The organism is Microcoleus sp. (assembly GCF_049646505.1).
In the GTDB taxonomy this organism is placed as follows: domain Bacteria; phylum Cyanobacteriota; class Cyanobacteriia; order Cyanobacteriales; family Microcoleaceae; genus Microcoleus.
In genome coordinates this window covers 1-14,220 of record NZ_JBARVX010000524.1, presented here as the reverse complement: position 1 = coordinate 14,220, position 14,220 = coordinate 1, and the positions used below count along the sequence as shown (strand labels likewise).

The 14,220-nt window shown below is 45.1% G+C and carries 13 protein-coding genes and 1 pseudogene; 7 read left to right on the top strand and 7 right to left on the bottom strand.

The genetic code is table 11. The features are described 5' to 3' along the window. Positions 1–2,555: response regulator (locus WBA89_RS24905; protein WP_424410199.1), on the bottom strand; the 2,555-nt coding region annotated here is incomplete at its 3' end. 514 nt (positions 2,556–3,069) lie between these two features. Between WBA89_RS24905 and WBA89_RS24900 the strand changes: the two genes are divergently transcribed. From WBA89_RS24900 to WBA89_RS24885, 4 genes are all read left to right on the top strand, one after another. After that, positions 3,070–3,753: a class I SAM-dependent methyltransferase gene (locus tag WBA89_RS24900; protein WP_424410198.1), complete on the top strand. Its 684-nt coding sequence runs from the start codon at positions 3,070–3,072 to the stop codon at positions 3,751–3,753. 457 nt (positions 3,754–4,210) lie between these two features. Beyond that, on the top strand, positions 4,211–5,419 hold the full coding sequence (locus tag WBA89_RS24895) for an AAA family ATPase (protein WP_424410196.1): 1,209 nt from the start codon (positions 4,211–4,213) through the stop codon (positions 5,417–5,419). Positions 5,420–5,816: 397 nt separating this feature from the next. Next, positions 5,817–8,027 (top strand): PAS domain-containing sensor histidine kinase, encoded by a 2,211-nt coding sequence (locus tag WBA89_RS24890; protein ID WP_424410194.1) that lies wholly within the window; start codon positions 5,817–5,819, stop codon positions 8,025–8,027. A gap of 211 nt (positions 8,028–8,238) precedes the next feature. Next, a complete protein-coding gene (locus WBA89_RS24885) occupies positions 8,239–8,532 on the top strand; it encodes a TIGR03792 family protein (RefSeq protein ID WP_424410192.1) in 294 nt (97 codons plus the stop codon). Positions 8,533–8,867: 335 nt separating this feature from the next. On the opposite strand, the gene WBA89_RS24880 is transcribed toward WBA89_RS24885, so the two are convergent. The 3 genes from WBA89_RS24880 to WBA89_RS24870 form a co-directional block, all read right to left on the bottom strand. Then, positions 8,868–9,080: a hypothetical protein gene (locus tag WBA89_RS24880; RefSeq protein WP_106147613.1), complete on the bottom strand. Its 213-nt coding sequence runs from the start codon at positions 9,078–9,080 to the stop codon at positions 8,868–8,870. Further along, positions 9,064–9,339, bottom strand: a complete 276-nt coding sequence (locus tag WBA89_RS24875) for a BrnT family toxin (RefSeq protein ID WP_424410191.1) — start codon at positions 9,337–9,339, stop codon at positions 9,064–9,066. Before WBA89_RS24875 ends, WBA89_RS24880 begins: the two co-directional genes overlap by 17 nt. A gap of 122 nt (positions 9,340–9,461) precedes the next feature. Further along, positions 9,462–9,842 (bottom strand): hypothetical protein, encoded by a 381-nt coding sequence (locus tag WBA89_RS24870; RefSeq protein ID WP_424410190.1) that lies wholly within the window; start codon positions 9,840–9,842, stop codon positions 9,462–9,464. Positions 9,843–9,930: 88 nt separating this feature from the next. Here WBA89_RS24870 and WBA89_RS24865 point away from each other — a divergent pair. Further along, a pseudogene (locus WBA89_RS24865) lies at positions 9,931–10,272 on the top strand (XisH family protein). 66 nt (positions 10,273–10,338) lie between these two features. Next, positions 10,339–10,671: a XisI protein gene (locus tag WBA89_RS24860; RefSeq protein ID WP_424410189.1), complete on the top strand. Its 333-nt coding sequence runs from the start codon at positions 10,339–10,341 to the stop codon at positions 10,669–10,671. On the opposite strand, the gene WBA89_RS24855 is transcribed toward WBA89_RS24860, so the two are convergent. The 3 genes from WBA89_RS24855 to WBA89_RS24845 form a co-directional block, all read right to left on the bottom strand. After that, positions 10,649–10,837: a hypothetical protein gene (locus tag WBA89_RS24855; RefSeq protein WP_424410187.1), complete on the bottom strand. Its 189-nt coding sequence runs from the start codon at positions 10,835–10,837 to the stop codon at positions 10,649–10,651. The genes WBA89_RS24860 and WBA89_RS24855 overlap by 23 nt on opposite strands. A 68-nt stretch (positions 10,838–10,905) precedes the next feature. Continuing rightward, the gene (locus tag WBA89_RS24850; RefSeq protein WP_424410185.1) at positions 10,906–12,336 is read right to left on the bottom strand and encodes a calcium-binding protein; all 1,431 of its coding nucleotides are present in this window, start codon (positions 12,334–12,336) and stop codon (positions 10,906–10,908) included. A gap of 47 nt (positions 12,337–12,383) precedes the next feature. Then, the gene (locus WBA89_RS24845) at positions 12,384–12,524 is read right to left on the bottom strand and encodes a hypothetical protein (protein WP_424410183.1); all 141 of its coding nucleotides are present in this window, start codon (positions 12,522–12,524) and stop codon (positions 12,384–12,386) included. Positions 12,525–12,684: 160 nt separating this feature from the next. On the opposite strand from WBA89_RS24845, the gene WBA89_RS24840 reads away from it, so the two are divergent. Further along, entirely contained in the window at positions 12,685–14,061 is a 1,377-nt protein-coding gene (locus WBA89_RS24840; RefSeq protein WP_424410181.1) for an NB-ARC domain-containing protein, read from the top strand. The last annotated feature ends 159 nt before the right edge of the window (positions 14,062–14,220 follow it).

Below are 14,220 nucleotides of genomic sequence, written 5' to 3'. Positions count from 1 at the left end.
ATTTCAGCTACGCAAGCCGCACCATCAATATCCGTATTCGGCAAAACTATGGCAAATTCTTCTCCACCGTAGCGCGCCACTAAATCAGCGGATCGCTTTACCGAACGCTGCAAAACCTGCGCCACTTGCTGCAAACACTCATCCCCCGCTTGGTGGCCGTAAGTATCGTTATAAAGTTTGAAATAATCGATGTCGCACATAATCAGAGACAGCGGTGCTTCTTCCCTCGCCAAACGCCGCCATTCCGTATCGAGATAGTCATTAAAAAAGCGGCGGTTTCTTACCTCAGTCAAACTGTCGTAAGTTGCTAAATATTGCAAGGATCTATTCACCGTTTCTAACTGCCGTTTTTGCTGTAACAACTGACGGTTGAGCAGCGTCAACTGCTGTTCGGCTGCGTGGGTTCTGAGCAAATTCCTTACCCTCGCCAGCAATTCCCTCTCGTCAAAAGGCTTTGCAATATAATCGTCAGCACCCGCATCCAAACTTTCGATCCGAGCTTCCATTCCCGATCGCGCTGTCAAAAAGATTACCGGAGTCGAATTCAATTCTGGCGTGTTCCGAATCTCCTTGAGCAAGTCAAGTCCATTTTGCCTGGGCATTATTTGGTCGCTCAAAATCAAATTAGGCCGCAATTCTTTGGCTTTTTCTAAACCTTCAACCCCGTCTCTAGCCACGGCAACTCGATAGTGCGGCTTTAATAAGATTTGGAGGTAATCTAGCAAAAAATTGTTGTCTTCTACTACTAGCAATAGCGGTAATTCTTGGTTTTCGTTTGTTAATTTATTTTTATAAATTGTGCGGTCTAAACTGTTAGAGTCCGGCAGGGAGGATGGCGCGATCGCCTGGACATTTCCCGCGCCGCATTCTTGGCAGCCAAATCCAGTCTGTCCCGCCAATTGGGCGATCGCGCTTACCAACTGATTAGCCGACACAGGCTTCGACAAATGCCTCTGAAACCCCGCAGAGAGCGCCGAGGCTCGATCGCCCTCCCGTAGTTCTTCCGCGATCGCCAACGCCGGCAACAGTGCCCTGTGCTGGGACATTTCCATTGCTCTGACGCGACGGATCAAATCGCAGCCGTCGGCTTCCGACACCTCCAGATCGCTCACCAACACGTCTGGCCGCGACTTTTCCAACTCGGCGAGCGCTTCGCCGGCGCTAGCCACCGCTGTTACCTTAGCTCCAAATGCTTCCAGACCAGTTTTCATACATTCGCGGATCTTAGGGCTGCTTTCAACCACCAGCACTTGCTTTCCCGCTAGGGGTTTGGAAACCTTTCCGGGTATGCTTTCCATTGCGCCCGTTGCAGCCTTGTGAGCGATCGCATTGTTGCTATTCGCCATCGGTAGCTGCACCTCAAACGTAGCCCCCTGTCCGATTCCGGGACTCTGGGCCCAAATATTTCCTCCGTGCAGTTCCACCAACTGCCGCACAATTGAGAGTCCCAAGCCGAGCCGGTTTTGTTCCTTGGTTTGGAAGCTATTTGCGGGGCGGAAGTAGTCAAAGATGTGCGGCAGAAATTTGGGGTCAATCCCGCAACCGCTGTCGCTGATGCGAATCAGCGCGCCCGACGCAATAGGCTCGATCTGTATTTGGACTATACCGGAGGCGGATTCCGGGGTAAATTTGATGGCATTAGCAAGCAAGTTCCAAACTACTTGCTGCAACCGTTCGGCATCTCCCAAAATGTAGGTGACAGCGGGGTCGAAATCTGTTTCTATGCAGATATTTTTGGCATCGGCGGCGGGGCTGAGGGTGTCTATCGCCGATTCGACGACAGACGGGAGGTGAACCCGCCCGACGTTGAGCTGCATTTTTCCGCGCAGCAGCCGCGAAATATCCAGGAGATTATCTATTTGCTGGTTCTGCAATCTGGCGTTGCGCTCAATGATTTCCAAAGCGCGGCTGGTGGTGGCTTCGTTTAACTTGCGCGATCGCGCTAGCTGCGCCCATCCCAAAATCGCGCTCAGGGGCGATCGCAGTTCGTGGGACGCGATCGCCAAAAATTCGTCTTTTGCCTGGTGGGATTGATCTTGGGCTGCTTCAACGGCTTTGCGATCGGTGATGTCGAATCCGATCGCCAAATACTGACAGGGTTTTCCCTGAAAATCCAACAGCGGAACTACTGTTGCGTAAACCCAATAATCGCTACCATTCTTAGCTTGGTTCTTAATTTCTCCTTGCCAAACATCACTTTTTGCCACATTTGACCGCAGATTTTTAATTAATTCCGAAGACTTATATTCCGAGTGAAGAATGCCGAAATGGTGACCGATCAGTTCGGCGCGCGAATAGTTAGATATGCTACAAACTCGATCGCTGACGTAGTTGATAATTCCTCGGGCGTTTGTCCTCACCGCCAGTGCCGCTCGGTCGATCGCTCCTTTAAAATCTAAACATTCCTGCAGGGACAACTCTACTTCTTTTGTCGTATAATTTTGGCTTGGGCGATCGGGCGCGTTTGGTTGCTGGCGATCGGTCTTATCCTTGCTCCGCTGTTGGATTTCCATTACTTCTCTTTTCCCCTGACGGCTGACAGCTAATCTACTCACATCCTGATTCATTATCACTGTTTTGTTTCCCGCACACGGGTGCACTATTTTGTATCTGTTCATTATTCTTAATAATCTGCCGTCGGCCCATCTAACCTGGAGTCACTTCAAATTTTATTGACTGTTTGGTTAAATTTTGTCAATCTGAGGGCATATTTTCTCAAATTTGACCGAATCTGGCGATTTGTAACAATCCTCAACTTTTTTCTCACAATTTTCCTGCCGCATCTGCCTTAAAACCTATTCTTCCCCAGCTTTATGGGTTTCCTGCATTCTGGCTCACCTCCATTCAAGTATATTTATGTCGGAGCTTAACATTTCTCAAATAACTGACAGGGAAAGGGCGAACAAAGTCCGTGTTTGGCGATCGTCGGGAACTTCTATTAAATTATTTTATTCTACATCTTGACAGGTCTGTAAACATTATGTATTGTTAACTGTAGTATAAAAGAACGAAAGACCGGCTAAACGGCATGAACGCACTCAAATATTAACAGGTAGAGAAAAATTGTCTGTGAATTTAGACTATGTACGCGAGGAATTTGAACAAAGAGCATTTGATTATGACGGTTTAATTCCCCGCCTCATTCCGCACTATCGCGAGCAACACGATTTAATACTGCAGTTAATACCTTTTGAAACCAATGCTAACATAAAAGTTCTGGATTTAGGCGCGGGGACTGGCATACTGTCGGCTCTGATTTTGCAAGCATTTCCTCAAGCGAAAGTCCTAGCCTTTGACATGGCGGAAAATATGCTGAAAATTTGTCAAACTAACTTGTCCGCTTTCGGAAAACGCCTGACATTGCAGCAGGGAAATTTCGCAGAAGCTGATTTCGGCAGCGGTTACGATTTGGTAGTTTCAGGGTTAGCAATCCACCACCTAGACAGCGCCGGGAAACAACAGCTATTTCACCAGCTTTTCCAGTCAATGAATCCAGAGGGAATCTTGCTAATTCGAGATATTGTGACAGGTGCTACTCCCAAGCTAACCGAGCAATACGAAAAGTTGTGGCGGCAGTACATGAAAGCCAGCGGAGAAGATGATGCAGCCTGGTTTCAAAACTATTTAAAAGAAGATATTCCTTCCTCTGTGGAAGAGCAAACAAAGTGGCTTGCAGAAGCAGGTTTTGCCAACGCAGCCTGTCACTGGCGCTATCTAAATTTTGCTATTTTTGGCGGGGTTGTCCGAAAGTAGTTTTCGTAGGATACGCCTATTGAGAATGTGAGCAACTTTTGTGACTAATTTTCAGTATGGTAATTTTGAAACCAAGCTGCGCTAAAGAATTTTGCTTGCTTGAACTTTGAAAAATTAGAACGTTAAGCGGAGGCTTTGGTTCAGAATTAAAACGCTCTTTGCTGTAGATGCCGCAGCAATGCAGCGCGACGGTTATAGCCTTTCTCAAGCGTGGTGAGGTACGACTGGCCAAACCGGCCAAACCGGCCAAACCGGGCTATGGGCTATGGGCTATGGGCTATGGGCATACCTCATCTTTCGCTCGAACTGCTATATACATTTTACTGCTCGGATAACCAAGTTTGGTTAGTAGATTTTGTACCTCCAAATTATCTCAAAGTAAATTGATAAATCTGGTATTTTTGTAGAAAATGTGCGCGCAATATTTTAAAATAAGAGTAAGTAGGAGTTGCAATAAGTGAGTGCTGACAATATGAGCGATCGCCAAAACAATTTTACTCAAAACAATCCTCAAAATCGAGGGCTGCTCGGCTCTGGGTGGCGACCTCTCTACCGTCAATTTAATTTGGAACACCTGCTGCATTTAGCATCTAGCGATCCGGTAGAACTAACTCAAAAAACTTTAGATGCAGCTAGCGATATTGCCGACGCAATGGGGCGACATCAATATACCTGGTGGGCAAATATCTTAAATGTATTCTCGGAAAATACTCGCTACGACATTGATGAATTTTGGGATTACATTACTCCGCAGCCCGTTTACCCGGATTACCGATCCAAAGACATTTTAGTTACTGAAACGCCGGTGGTGCAATTGGTCAGCCGCGCTAGTATTCCCATTGATTACGTTCTCAATAAACTGCAAGAGATTACTGTTTTCAAAGTTCTGAATTTGTTGGGAAAACCGGATGCGATTACTCAGTCTTGTATGGAGCGGCATTTTTCTTATCCGACGGAGCGATTTGTTAGCTGGGAGCGGTTGGAAGTTTTGGGTACTGTTTATGCTTATTGGGAGCGATGGGGCTGTTGGCTGCAAATTGACAGCTATGATAGGGGAAGACGCTGCTACACTCTGATTTGTCAAGATATTGCGCCGCTTGTTAGCAAGGCTACTTACAATTTGGCGGTGATTCTCAGCGGGTACAAAAGCCGCGTGGGACAGGTTCACAGTCAGTTTCCTATTCGGACGTTTTCTGCGGATATTCAAAGTTTTACTGATACGGTTCAGCAGGCAATTCTCGACCAAAATCAGTTGGCTGTTTTGGTTAGCGGTGAACCGGGGACTGGTAAAACGGCTTGGACGCAAGCGGTAGCAAAGGAGATTTTGGTGCCGCTTGGTTATGTGATTTTTATTTTAGACCACGATGCTGTGGAAAATTTTGTGCCGCCGAGTTATTTGGAGCGGATTTGTATCATTATTAACGAGGCTGATAATTTGGCTCAAGATCGATCGACCGCAGCCGCCCAGCGCACTAACAAAACTGAACATATTTTGAGTTTGCTGGATGGAACTTTGTATCAAAGCGTGATGGACGAACAGGGCATTCAATTTCAGCAAAAACTCGTAGTGCTGATGACTTGCAACACAACTGAAAGATTAGATCCTGCAATGTTGCGGAAGGGAAGAGTGGACTTTACCAGTGAATTTACGCAGAAGTTTGTATAATTTACTGCTACAAATTTAGAAGTTTTTCAATAATTCCACGAGCTGCACCTGTTGCCAAACCTGACAATTATGAAGAAATCTTCATAATTGAAAAATTCAGGTATTTTTTTTTTGAGTACCTATAGACACATTTCGTGAAAAATGATATGAATGATGGGTGACACCCTCTAAGGGTATCACCCAAGAGAGCAAATCAGGGAAACAGCATTTTTAATCTGAAACAGAATTTTTCTAACTTGACCGACCTGAAAACGATACAGGCGGAGGCAGGGCTGTCGCGGCGAGCCCCGAATTTTAGAAGAAAGTTTAAGCTGGGGTGATTCATCTGTGGAGTTTATGTAAAATCTCAAATCTCAAAACTCAAATCGACTGACAGTTATGGAGGAAATCCCAAACCGTGCAAACACTCGCCAGTTCAGTAACAAAGTCGGAGACTCCGAAGGTATGCCGGCGGGAGAATCCCGATCGCCCACCAGCAACCCCAGAGGCAGACGTGTTGGAGAGTAAAGAGCGATTTCGGCGGTTTGTAAAGCGCTCCGCCGACGCCGTAGCAATGGTAGATTGTGAAATGCGCTACCTGTCGGTTTCTCGTCGCTGGGAAACAGATTGGGGACTCGGCTGCGGGGAGGCGATCGGCCGCTCTCATTGGGAACTGTTCCCGAATCTCCCGGAATATTGGCAGCAAAATGCTCTGGCTTGTTTGGCTGGAGTCTTGGAATACAGCGAGTTTGTGACAGGGCGATCGCCCGTATGTGAAGCAGAACAAATCGAAGGCTGTGGCAGCGGGCGGGTAAAATGGGTGTTTCAGCCTTGGAAAAATAGCTCTGGCGCGATCGGCGGTTTGCTCTTGTTTGCCGAAAAGATAGCTGAGGATCTCGCCCAAACCAATTGCTACAATAAATTTACCTCAAACTTTAAAAGTCCGCAGCTAGAAACAGGACTGCAACTAACTCAAATTGCCCTCGACAATGCTGCGGATACAGTTTTTTTCACTACCTCCGACGGTCGAATTTGCTACGCGAACAAAGCAGCTTGCGATCTCTTCGGTTACTCGAAGTCGGAACTGCTAAACATGAGGATTAGCGACCTCAATTCGCAGTTGTCAGTATCGAATTGGCCCGAGCATTGGGAGGAACTCAAGCAGCACAGCAACCTCACTTTTCAAACCACTTACAAAACCCAAGACGGCGCCCGTTTTCCCGTCGAAGTTAAAGTTAATTATTTAGAATACGGCGGCTGCGAATACCGCTGTGCGATCGCCCGGAACATTTCAGACCGCCAAGCTGCAGAATCCGGGCTTTTAGAGGCGAAAGAGCAACTTCAAGCCGTTTTGGATGCCGTACCCGGATTAGTTTCTTGGGTAAGTTCCGATTTGCGCTACTTGGGAGTAAACCGACATTTAGCTACCGCTTACCAAATGCCTGCCGAACTGTTTGCCGGTCAGAAAGTAGGCTTTTTAGATACAAGTCCCAAATTTAACGATTTAGTATACGATTTTTTTTCCAGCGGTCAAAAGAAGACTTCTCAAGAAGTAATAACGAACATCAGAGGCAAAAAGAAAACTTATTTAATTGTCGCTCAAAAATATCACAAAAATACGGCTGCGGTATTTGTGGGATTGGACATCACAGAAAGCAAACAGTCTCTTTTGGCTTTGCAGGAGTCGGAAGAGCGCCTGCGACAACAAGCGGCTAAATTAGAGCAGGCGCTGTTAATTTTGCAACAAACTCAAACTCAACTGATCCAAACTGAAAAGATGTCTAGTCTGGGGCAGTTGGTAGCAGGAATAGCGCACGAAATAAACAATCCAGTGAGTTTTATTTCCGGCAATGTCAGCCACGCCACGGGCTACATTCAAGAACTCTTGAAGTCGATCGAGCTTTACCAAAAGCATTATCCCGATCCCGTGCCGGAAATTCAAGATTGGATGGAAGAATTAGACTTAGATTTCATCAAAAAAGACTTGCCAAAACTGCTAAATTCAATGAAAATCGGTTCCGAAAGGATTCGGGATGTTGTGCGATCGCTTCGGTCGTTCTCGCGTACCGACGAAGCCCTGATGAAGCCTGCAGATATCCACGAATGTTTGGACAGCACTGTGCTGATATTGCAAAATCGCCTGCAAGCTAAAGGCGGACGCCCTGGAATTAATCTCATCAAGGAATACGGGGATTTGCCGCGAGTCCGCTGCTATGCGGGACAGTTAAATCAAGTGTTCATGCACTTGTTGACAAATGCGATCGACGCTTTGGAAGAAAACGGGAGAAATCCCGAAAAGTATGGTACAATGCAAAGTCAGTCTTTGTTGTCTGCGGGCGGCTCTGGAACTAAAATATTCAATCCCGAAATTCGGATTCGGACTTCTGTGCTAGGGGAAAACGAAGTTGCGATCGCCATTAGCGACAACGGCCCGGGAATGACTGAAGAAGTTCTCGGCTGCATCTTTGACCCTTTGTTTACCACTAAATGTCAGGACACGAGCACGGGTTTGGGTTTGGCAATATCCCAGCATTTGGTAGTAGAAAAGCACGGCGGTAAGCTGCACTGTGTTTCTCGTCCGGGAGAGGGAACGGAGTTGATAGTTAAAATTGCGATCGGCAACGATTAATATCAATTCCGGTTGTACCGTCAGGTGATTGTTGACTGTTGACTGTTGACTGTTGACTGTTAAGAGGGCGGGCCCGCACCATCCACCGCCCCTACTGACTGTTGACTCGCGGTCGAAAAACTGAATGGTTGAGTGTTAACTGTTGACTCGATTTTATTATTCCGATGCAACCGGAAACGATATAATTAGCTATTTACAAATAGGAAATAATATGGTAATCGAGTGGCTCAAATTTAAAGTACCTCAAGAAAAGTGGGAGCAGTTTATTCAGCGAGATGAGGAAGTTTGGACGGCTGGACTAAAAAGTTTTTCCGGTTTTTTAGGTAAGGAAATTTGGGTAGACGCGACGGAAAATGAGGTGGTAATTTTGATTCGCTGGGAAACTAGGGAGAAGTGGAAGTCGGTGCCACAAAGCACAATCGACGAGTTGGATGCGAAAATGGGCGATTTGCAAATTGCGATCGTCGAAAGCCGCGAATATCAAGTTCGCAAGTTTTTGCATTAGTTATTTATTAGTTATTAGTTGTTAGTTATTAGTGATTAGTATGGTTGGTGGGTGAGCGCTGTGACTTGCGGATGATTGTAGAGAATCAGTGAAATACAATCGGTATCCAGAATATATCGACACACAAAAATCTACCTCTACAGATAATAGGAACCGCCTTTTATTTTGGTGGGGATCTCGCTCTTAATGCGTGAAGGGCGATCGCACTCCGTACAATCATCGCAGTGTTTGGTATTTGGCGTGAAGGGCGATCGGGCTACCCCTTGCTTTCCACCTATGCAAGCACAGATAACCTGGAAACTTTCGGATCTGATTTGTTGTGCTGTGTGCGCTACCTAGACAGTGACAGACTTGGCAATTTTGGCCAGCAATCGCAACGCTTCATTGACAGAAGCTGAGTCTCGAAATATTTCTGCTACGTCTGGATCGAGAATCACAACATTACTTGATTTCATATAGGCTTCATAGTATTTGCCACGGACACCACCTGAAAAATCGTATTCAGGTCTCATCTCGTCATTAATTGTTACTTCAGGTTCCTGACTCATAGCTTTTTCTCTCTTGTCGGGTGGCTAAACGGGCACTGATTAAACGCACTTCACCTTCTCGTTCTGTATGGGACACAACAAAAAGGCGGTGTAAATTTGACTGATCGATCGTTAAAAGACGGAACTCACCTACAGAGTGGTTAGGGTCAGAAATTGTAATAGCCAGTGGATCTCCGAAGACAGTGACAGCTTCTTCAAAAGACACACCATGCTTTTTGGCATTACTACTGGCTTTGTTTGAGTCCCACTGAAACTTCATATATCTATTCTACTCTCAAGCAGAAGAGGGAGGTTGGCAATTGCCTAGCTTACTGCTCTATTTTACTATTTAGGGCAAAATGGCGAAAATCAAAAATGTCAAGGTGACTGACTTCTAGGAACTCATAGACTCTGAGGAATGTTGAACTGCTGCTGTAGCGCTGTCATTGCTCGATCGACTGGAATTCCTTCACCTCGATCGAAGCTTTCAAGTCCTTTGCGGATGCCGATGATGGCTTCTAGGTAGTCGATGCGCTCCTTCTGTTGTTCGTAGGTATTGAGTTGGGGGTGTGGAGAGGTTTTGAGCGATCGCACCAAACTGAGAAGATCCGCGAGCAGTTCGTCAGGGGTGCTATCGATTTCTTGGATGAGGAGTTCTTTGATAGTCATCGCGGCATCTGGTGGAGGATTGATACACTGATTGTAACGAGTGTCGATCGATCGTTGTACGAGTTGCGATCGCACCTCCGTCCAATCATCGCAGTGTTTGGTATTTGGTGCCAAGGGCGATCGCACCAAGCTGAGAAGATCGAAGGGGTTGTGTTAGCGTGACTCGATCGCCTATACTAAACAGTATAATTTAACAAAATCTATGCCTGCGAAAGATATCTTTCATGCTGTTGTACGTTCAGCCTTGGAAAAAGAAGGGTGGATAATTACTCACGATCCTCTGTATCTCAAAGTAGATGAGGATAAGTTATATGTGGATTTAGGTGCAGAAAATAATTTATTAGGAGCAGATAAGTAGGGACAAAAAATAGCAGTAGAAATTAAATGTTTTTTAGGTCTTTCAGTAATTAATGAGTTTCACGAAGCTATGGGTCAGGCTTGGAACTATAAAGTGGTTCTAGAAGAGCAACAGCCAGAGCGAGTTCTTTACTTAGCAGTTCCGAAAGATATTTATGAGGAGTTTTTTACGCTTTCGTTTAGCTAAAATGTCAGTAACACGAATGCAATTAAACTTGTTGGTATTTAATCCTGTCAAAGAGGAGATTATATCATGGAGATAGAAAAATATAGAGAACTGATTCAGTCGATTATTGAAAAACACTCTCGCAGCGATTGTGAAGATCCAGAAGTGGAAATTCAAATTGCTTTCGATCGCGAGCGCGATCGCTACTTGATGTTTCATGTGGGTTGGCGCGGGGAAGGACGAGTTTATGGATGTGTGATTCACATCGAAATTAGGTATGGTAAAATTTGGATTCAACGGGATGGAACTGAGGTGGGAATAGCTAACGAGCTAATTGAATCTGGAGTATCTAAGTCCGATATTGTTCTGGGATACCGATCGCCCTATATGCGGAAGTTTACAGAGTTGGCGGTGGGGTAGTTGGTGCGATCGGAAAATAAATTGAATCATCGCAGTGTTTGGTATTTGCTGTGAGGGGCGATCGCTTTTTCATTTTAGGCGATCGGTCATCGGAAACAACAAACGCATCTCCGTCTTGATGCGTGAAGGGCGATCGGCAAATATGACATATGTAAGTTTCATGCAAGTCCCAAAGTTTTCAGCCGTCAGCTAGAAACTCTAGTTGACGGCTGATGCTATGTTCCCAATCCTATTTTAAAAATCCCCAGGTAAAGTCGTAAAGTTACCCGCACTTAAAGCAGCCGGTTGGACTCCCGAAACAACACCTAAAATTTGTCCGGTGGTAACGATGCGAATGGCAGTATTGCTACCCGAAGCATCTAAGGCAATTCCCGAAAATCCGAGTCCGTTCGTCAGGACGATCGCATCTTGACCTGCTGTAAAATCAGCAATAATATCGGCATCCGCTACACTAGAGCCAGGGGCATTCACGCGCAGGATAAATAAATCGTTTCCAGCATCACCCGTTAGAGTATCTTTACCAATATCCCCAACTAACTGGTCGTTTCCTTCTCCTCCAAAAATTAGGTCGCTATCCCGTCCGCCGCGCACGATATCGTTGCCCGCACCGCCATACAGCGTGTCATTTCCCAAGTTTCCAGAAATCAAATCATTGCCAACGTTGCCCTCAATGCGATCGGCATCGCGACCTCCAAAAAGTGTATCGTTACCATCGGCTCCCAGTAGAATATCGCTGCCGACATTGCCATTCACCAGATCGTTAGATGATGAGCCTTGGATGACATCATCGCCATCTAAACCACGAACCAAAAGATTACCGACTTTAGCGGGATCGATCGTGATGGTATCGCCATCGTTAGAGAGGTTGAAGAAAGTACCATCTGGACCGAAGGGAACAGCACTGGCTCCAGGTGTGAAAAAGTTTAAAGTATAATTACTTCCACGATCGCCAACTCCGTCACTTATTTCTACGAAGTAAGTTCCAGGTTGTAAAGCTTGATTAATGGAAACAGGCTCATTAGATGTCCTACGACTTGCAATCGTTTCATTCCTCTCAACAACATTGTTATTATTGCGATCCTGAATTAAGTTAACAAGTATACTCTGAGTAACTCCTGACAAAGTAAGACTGACATCAGTCGGTTGAGCCAGAGTGAAACGATAGAAATCAATAGGATCGAGCCTGGAGTTTCCGGCATACTCAGAAAACGTCCGGCTCCTGTTGAGAATGCCGATGTCCAGTGCCTGACTCATCTGATTTCCCGGATCGACGGTTAAAGTTCCAACAGGAGTATTGGTCAGAGTCAGACTATAATCTGTAGCACGGCTGCCTATGCTACTGTTCAACAATCCTACACTAATAAAGTAGGTCCCTGCGGGTAATTCTGCATCAATTGAGTCGTCGGAATTGCCAAAGTTCGTAAATTTTCTAACCGCTTCATTACTGTCAACAATATCATTATTGTTGAAGTCACGAATAATGTTTACATCTACAGTAGCAGAATTGAATAAGCTAACATTCAAGCGGCTACTGCGATCGAGGATGACTCGATAAAAATCCACATTATCCATCGTTTCACGGTTGAGTGAATCTGCAAACGCAACTCCACCGACAAGCGAACCCACATTCAGGGCTGTACTCATCCGATTTCCAGGATCTATCATGATTTTTTTTCTTTTAACTGCTGTCAGGAAGATGGTTGAATTTTTGGTTAGAACTGAGATGTTATAGAATTCTCAATTCTTTTAAAATAGTTATCGAGGGAAGATGACGATCGGGCGATCGGCAAACCGCTGATAGTAATTCCTTTTGCTATTGGAGCATCGCGATCCGAGGCAACTCGTAGAATCATTATCTTTGTTAATCTAAATTTTGTATACCCAAAAATGCTCAATTTTGTGGGCAATTTTGTTGGCAATTCAAACTCGCTACGAGAAAAATGTTGGAAAATGCTATAAAATGTTGGAAAATGTTAGGTATAATACGGAAAATCAAAACATTCACGATGCTCCATGAATCTCAATCAAGTGTTACAAATGGCTGACGAGATGGTGTTTGCCAAAACGGGTCAGCACCTCGATAAATTACAAGAGGCTATTTTGCGAGGAACCATGCAAGGTGAGAAATACACCAAAATTGCCGAGGAGATTCACTGTAACGAGAGTTATGTTAGGGATGTTGGCTCAAAGTTATGGCCGATACTCTCAGAAGAGTTGGGAGAAAATGTTAGTAAAACAAATTTTCGAGCATCAATGAAGAGGTTCCAAGTTTCCATATTTTCACATTTTGTACAAGACTCTGTGCAAATTAGTACCGTTAACTTCTGTGGCGAAATTTTGCACCCACTAAATATACCAAACTTACACCCACCAAATCAGGAAGCATCTAACACAAAACAAACCAAAACTCTACATCAAGATTTAAGCGAAATGCCGGAGTTGGGCGATTTCTTCTCGCGCACTCCCCAACTCCAAACCCTCACAACCTGGATTCTACAACAAAACTGCCGCCTCATCACCGTCACCGGTATCAGCGGCATCGGCAAAACATCTCTAGCAGTACAACTCGTACAACAAATCAAAAACGAGTTTGAATACGCAGCTTGGTTCACGCTAGACGAATTCCCCACCATCGATAAATTTCAATCAAACCTAACACAGCTTTTTTCCCAGTCAGAAAACCCTGATTCACCCCCAACCAACCAGAAACGCTTACCGCTGATTAAGTATTTACAAAACCATCGCTGTTTAGTAGTCTTAGATGACGTTCACAACCTTTTTTGTAGCGGGGAATTAGCAGGAAAGTACAAACCAAAACACGAAGAATATCGCTCCCTATTCAAACAAATAGAAAAATTATCCCATCCAAGTTGCTTTCTGCTAGTCGGTTGGGAACCGCCCAAAGAAGTTCCTCAACTCACCAGCGAAAATACTCCAATTCGTACTTTACAACTCACTGGTTTAGACACCGCAGCCGCACGGGAAATCCTCAGAGATAAAGGATTAGCAGAAATCGATAACTGCGAAGCACTGATTCACCGCTACCAAGGCAATCCGTTGTGGTTGAAAAGCGTGGCGACTTTGATTCAAGAGTTGGGAATCAGCGCGACTGACTTATTAATAGATGATACCATATTGTTACCGGAAGATGTGAAAGATGTTTTACAGCAGCAGTTCGATCGCACTTCCGAACTAGAAAAACAAGTCCTGTCATTGTTTGCGACAGAAAACCAGCCAGTCAACTTCGCCAAATTGCTACAAAACCGACAAATATCACCATCAGATTTGCTCAACGCCTTGCAATCTCTATCGCGGCGATGCTGGATTGAAAAACAGGAAAATCTTTATACTTTGTCACCTGTAATGAAGCAGTATATCAAAGGGTTGTAACTGAGATGTTGCACCAATATCAATCAGCTTATGGGCGGGCAGGATGCCCAACCCCTACTCCCCACAACAAATTCACTCTTTGTGGAACAGGCATCTTGCCTGTTCTTGAAAATTAAAAAAATAGAAAGTCTTTACCCTCTGTCATCTGTACTGAAGCAG

Coding starts and splice junctions, on each gene's coding strand:
- WBA89_RS24850 (WP_424410185.1), bottom strand. CDS start 12,336: ATGATAGATCCTGGAAATCGGATGAGTACAGCCCTGAATGTGGGTTCG.
- WBA89_RS24845 (WP_424410183.1), bottom strand. CDS start 12,524: ATGATTCTACGAGTTGCCTCGGATCGCGATGCTCCAATAGCAAAAGGA.
- WBA89_RS24860 (WP_424410189.1), top strand. CDS start 10,339: ATGGAGATAGAAAAATATAGAGAACTGATTCAGTCGATTATTGAAAAA.
- WBA89_RS24880 (WP_106147613.1), bottom strand. CDS start 9,080: ATGAGTCAGGAACCTGAAGTAACAATTAATGACGAGATGAGACCTGAA.
- WBA89_RS24885 (WP_424410192.1), top strand. CDS start 8,239: ATGGTAATCGAGTGGCTCAAATTTAAAGTACCTCAAGAAAAGTGGGAG.
- WBA89_RS24875 (WP_424410191.1), bottom strand. CDS start 9,339: ATGAAGTTTCAGTGGGACTCAAACAAAGCCAGTAGTAATGCCAAAAAG.
- WBA89_RS24840 (WP_424410181.1), top strand. CDS start 12,685: ATGAATCTCAATCAAGTGTTACAAATGGCTGACGAGATGGTGTTTGCC.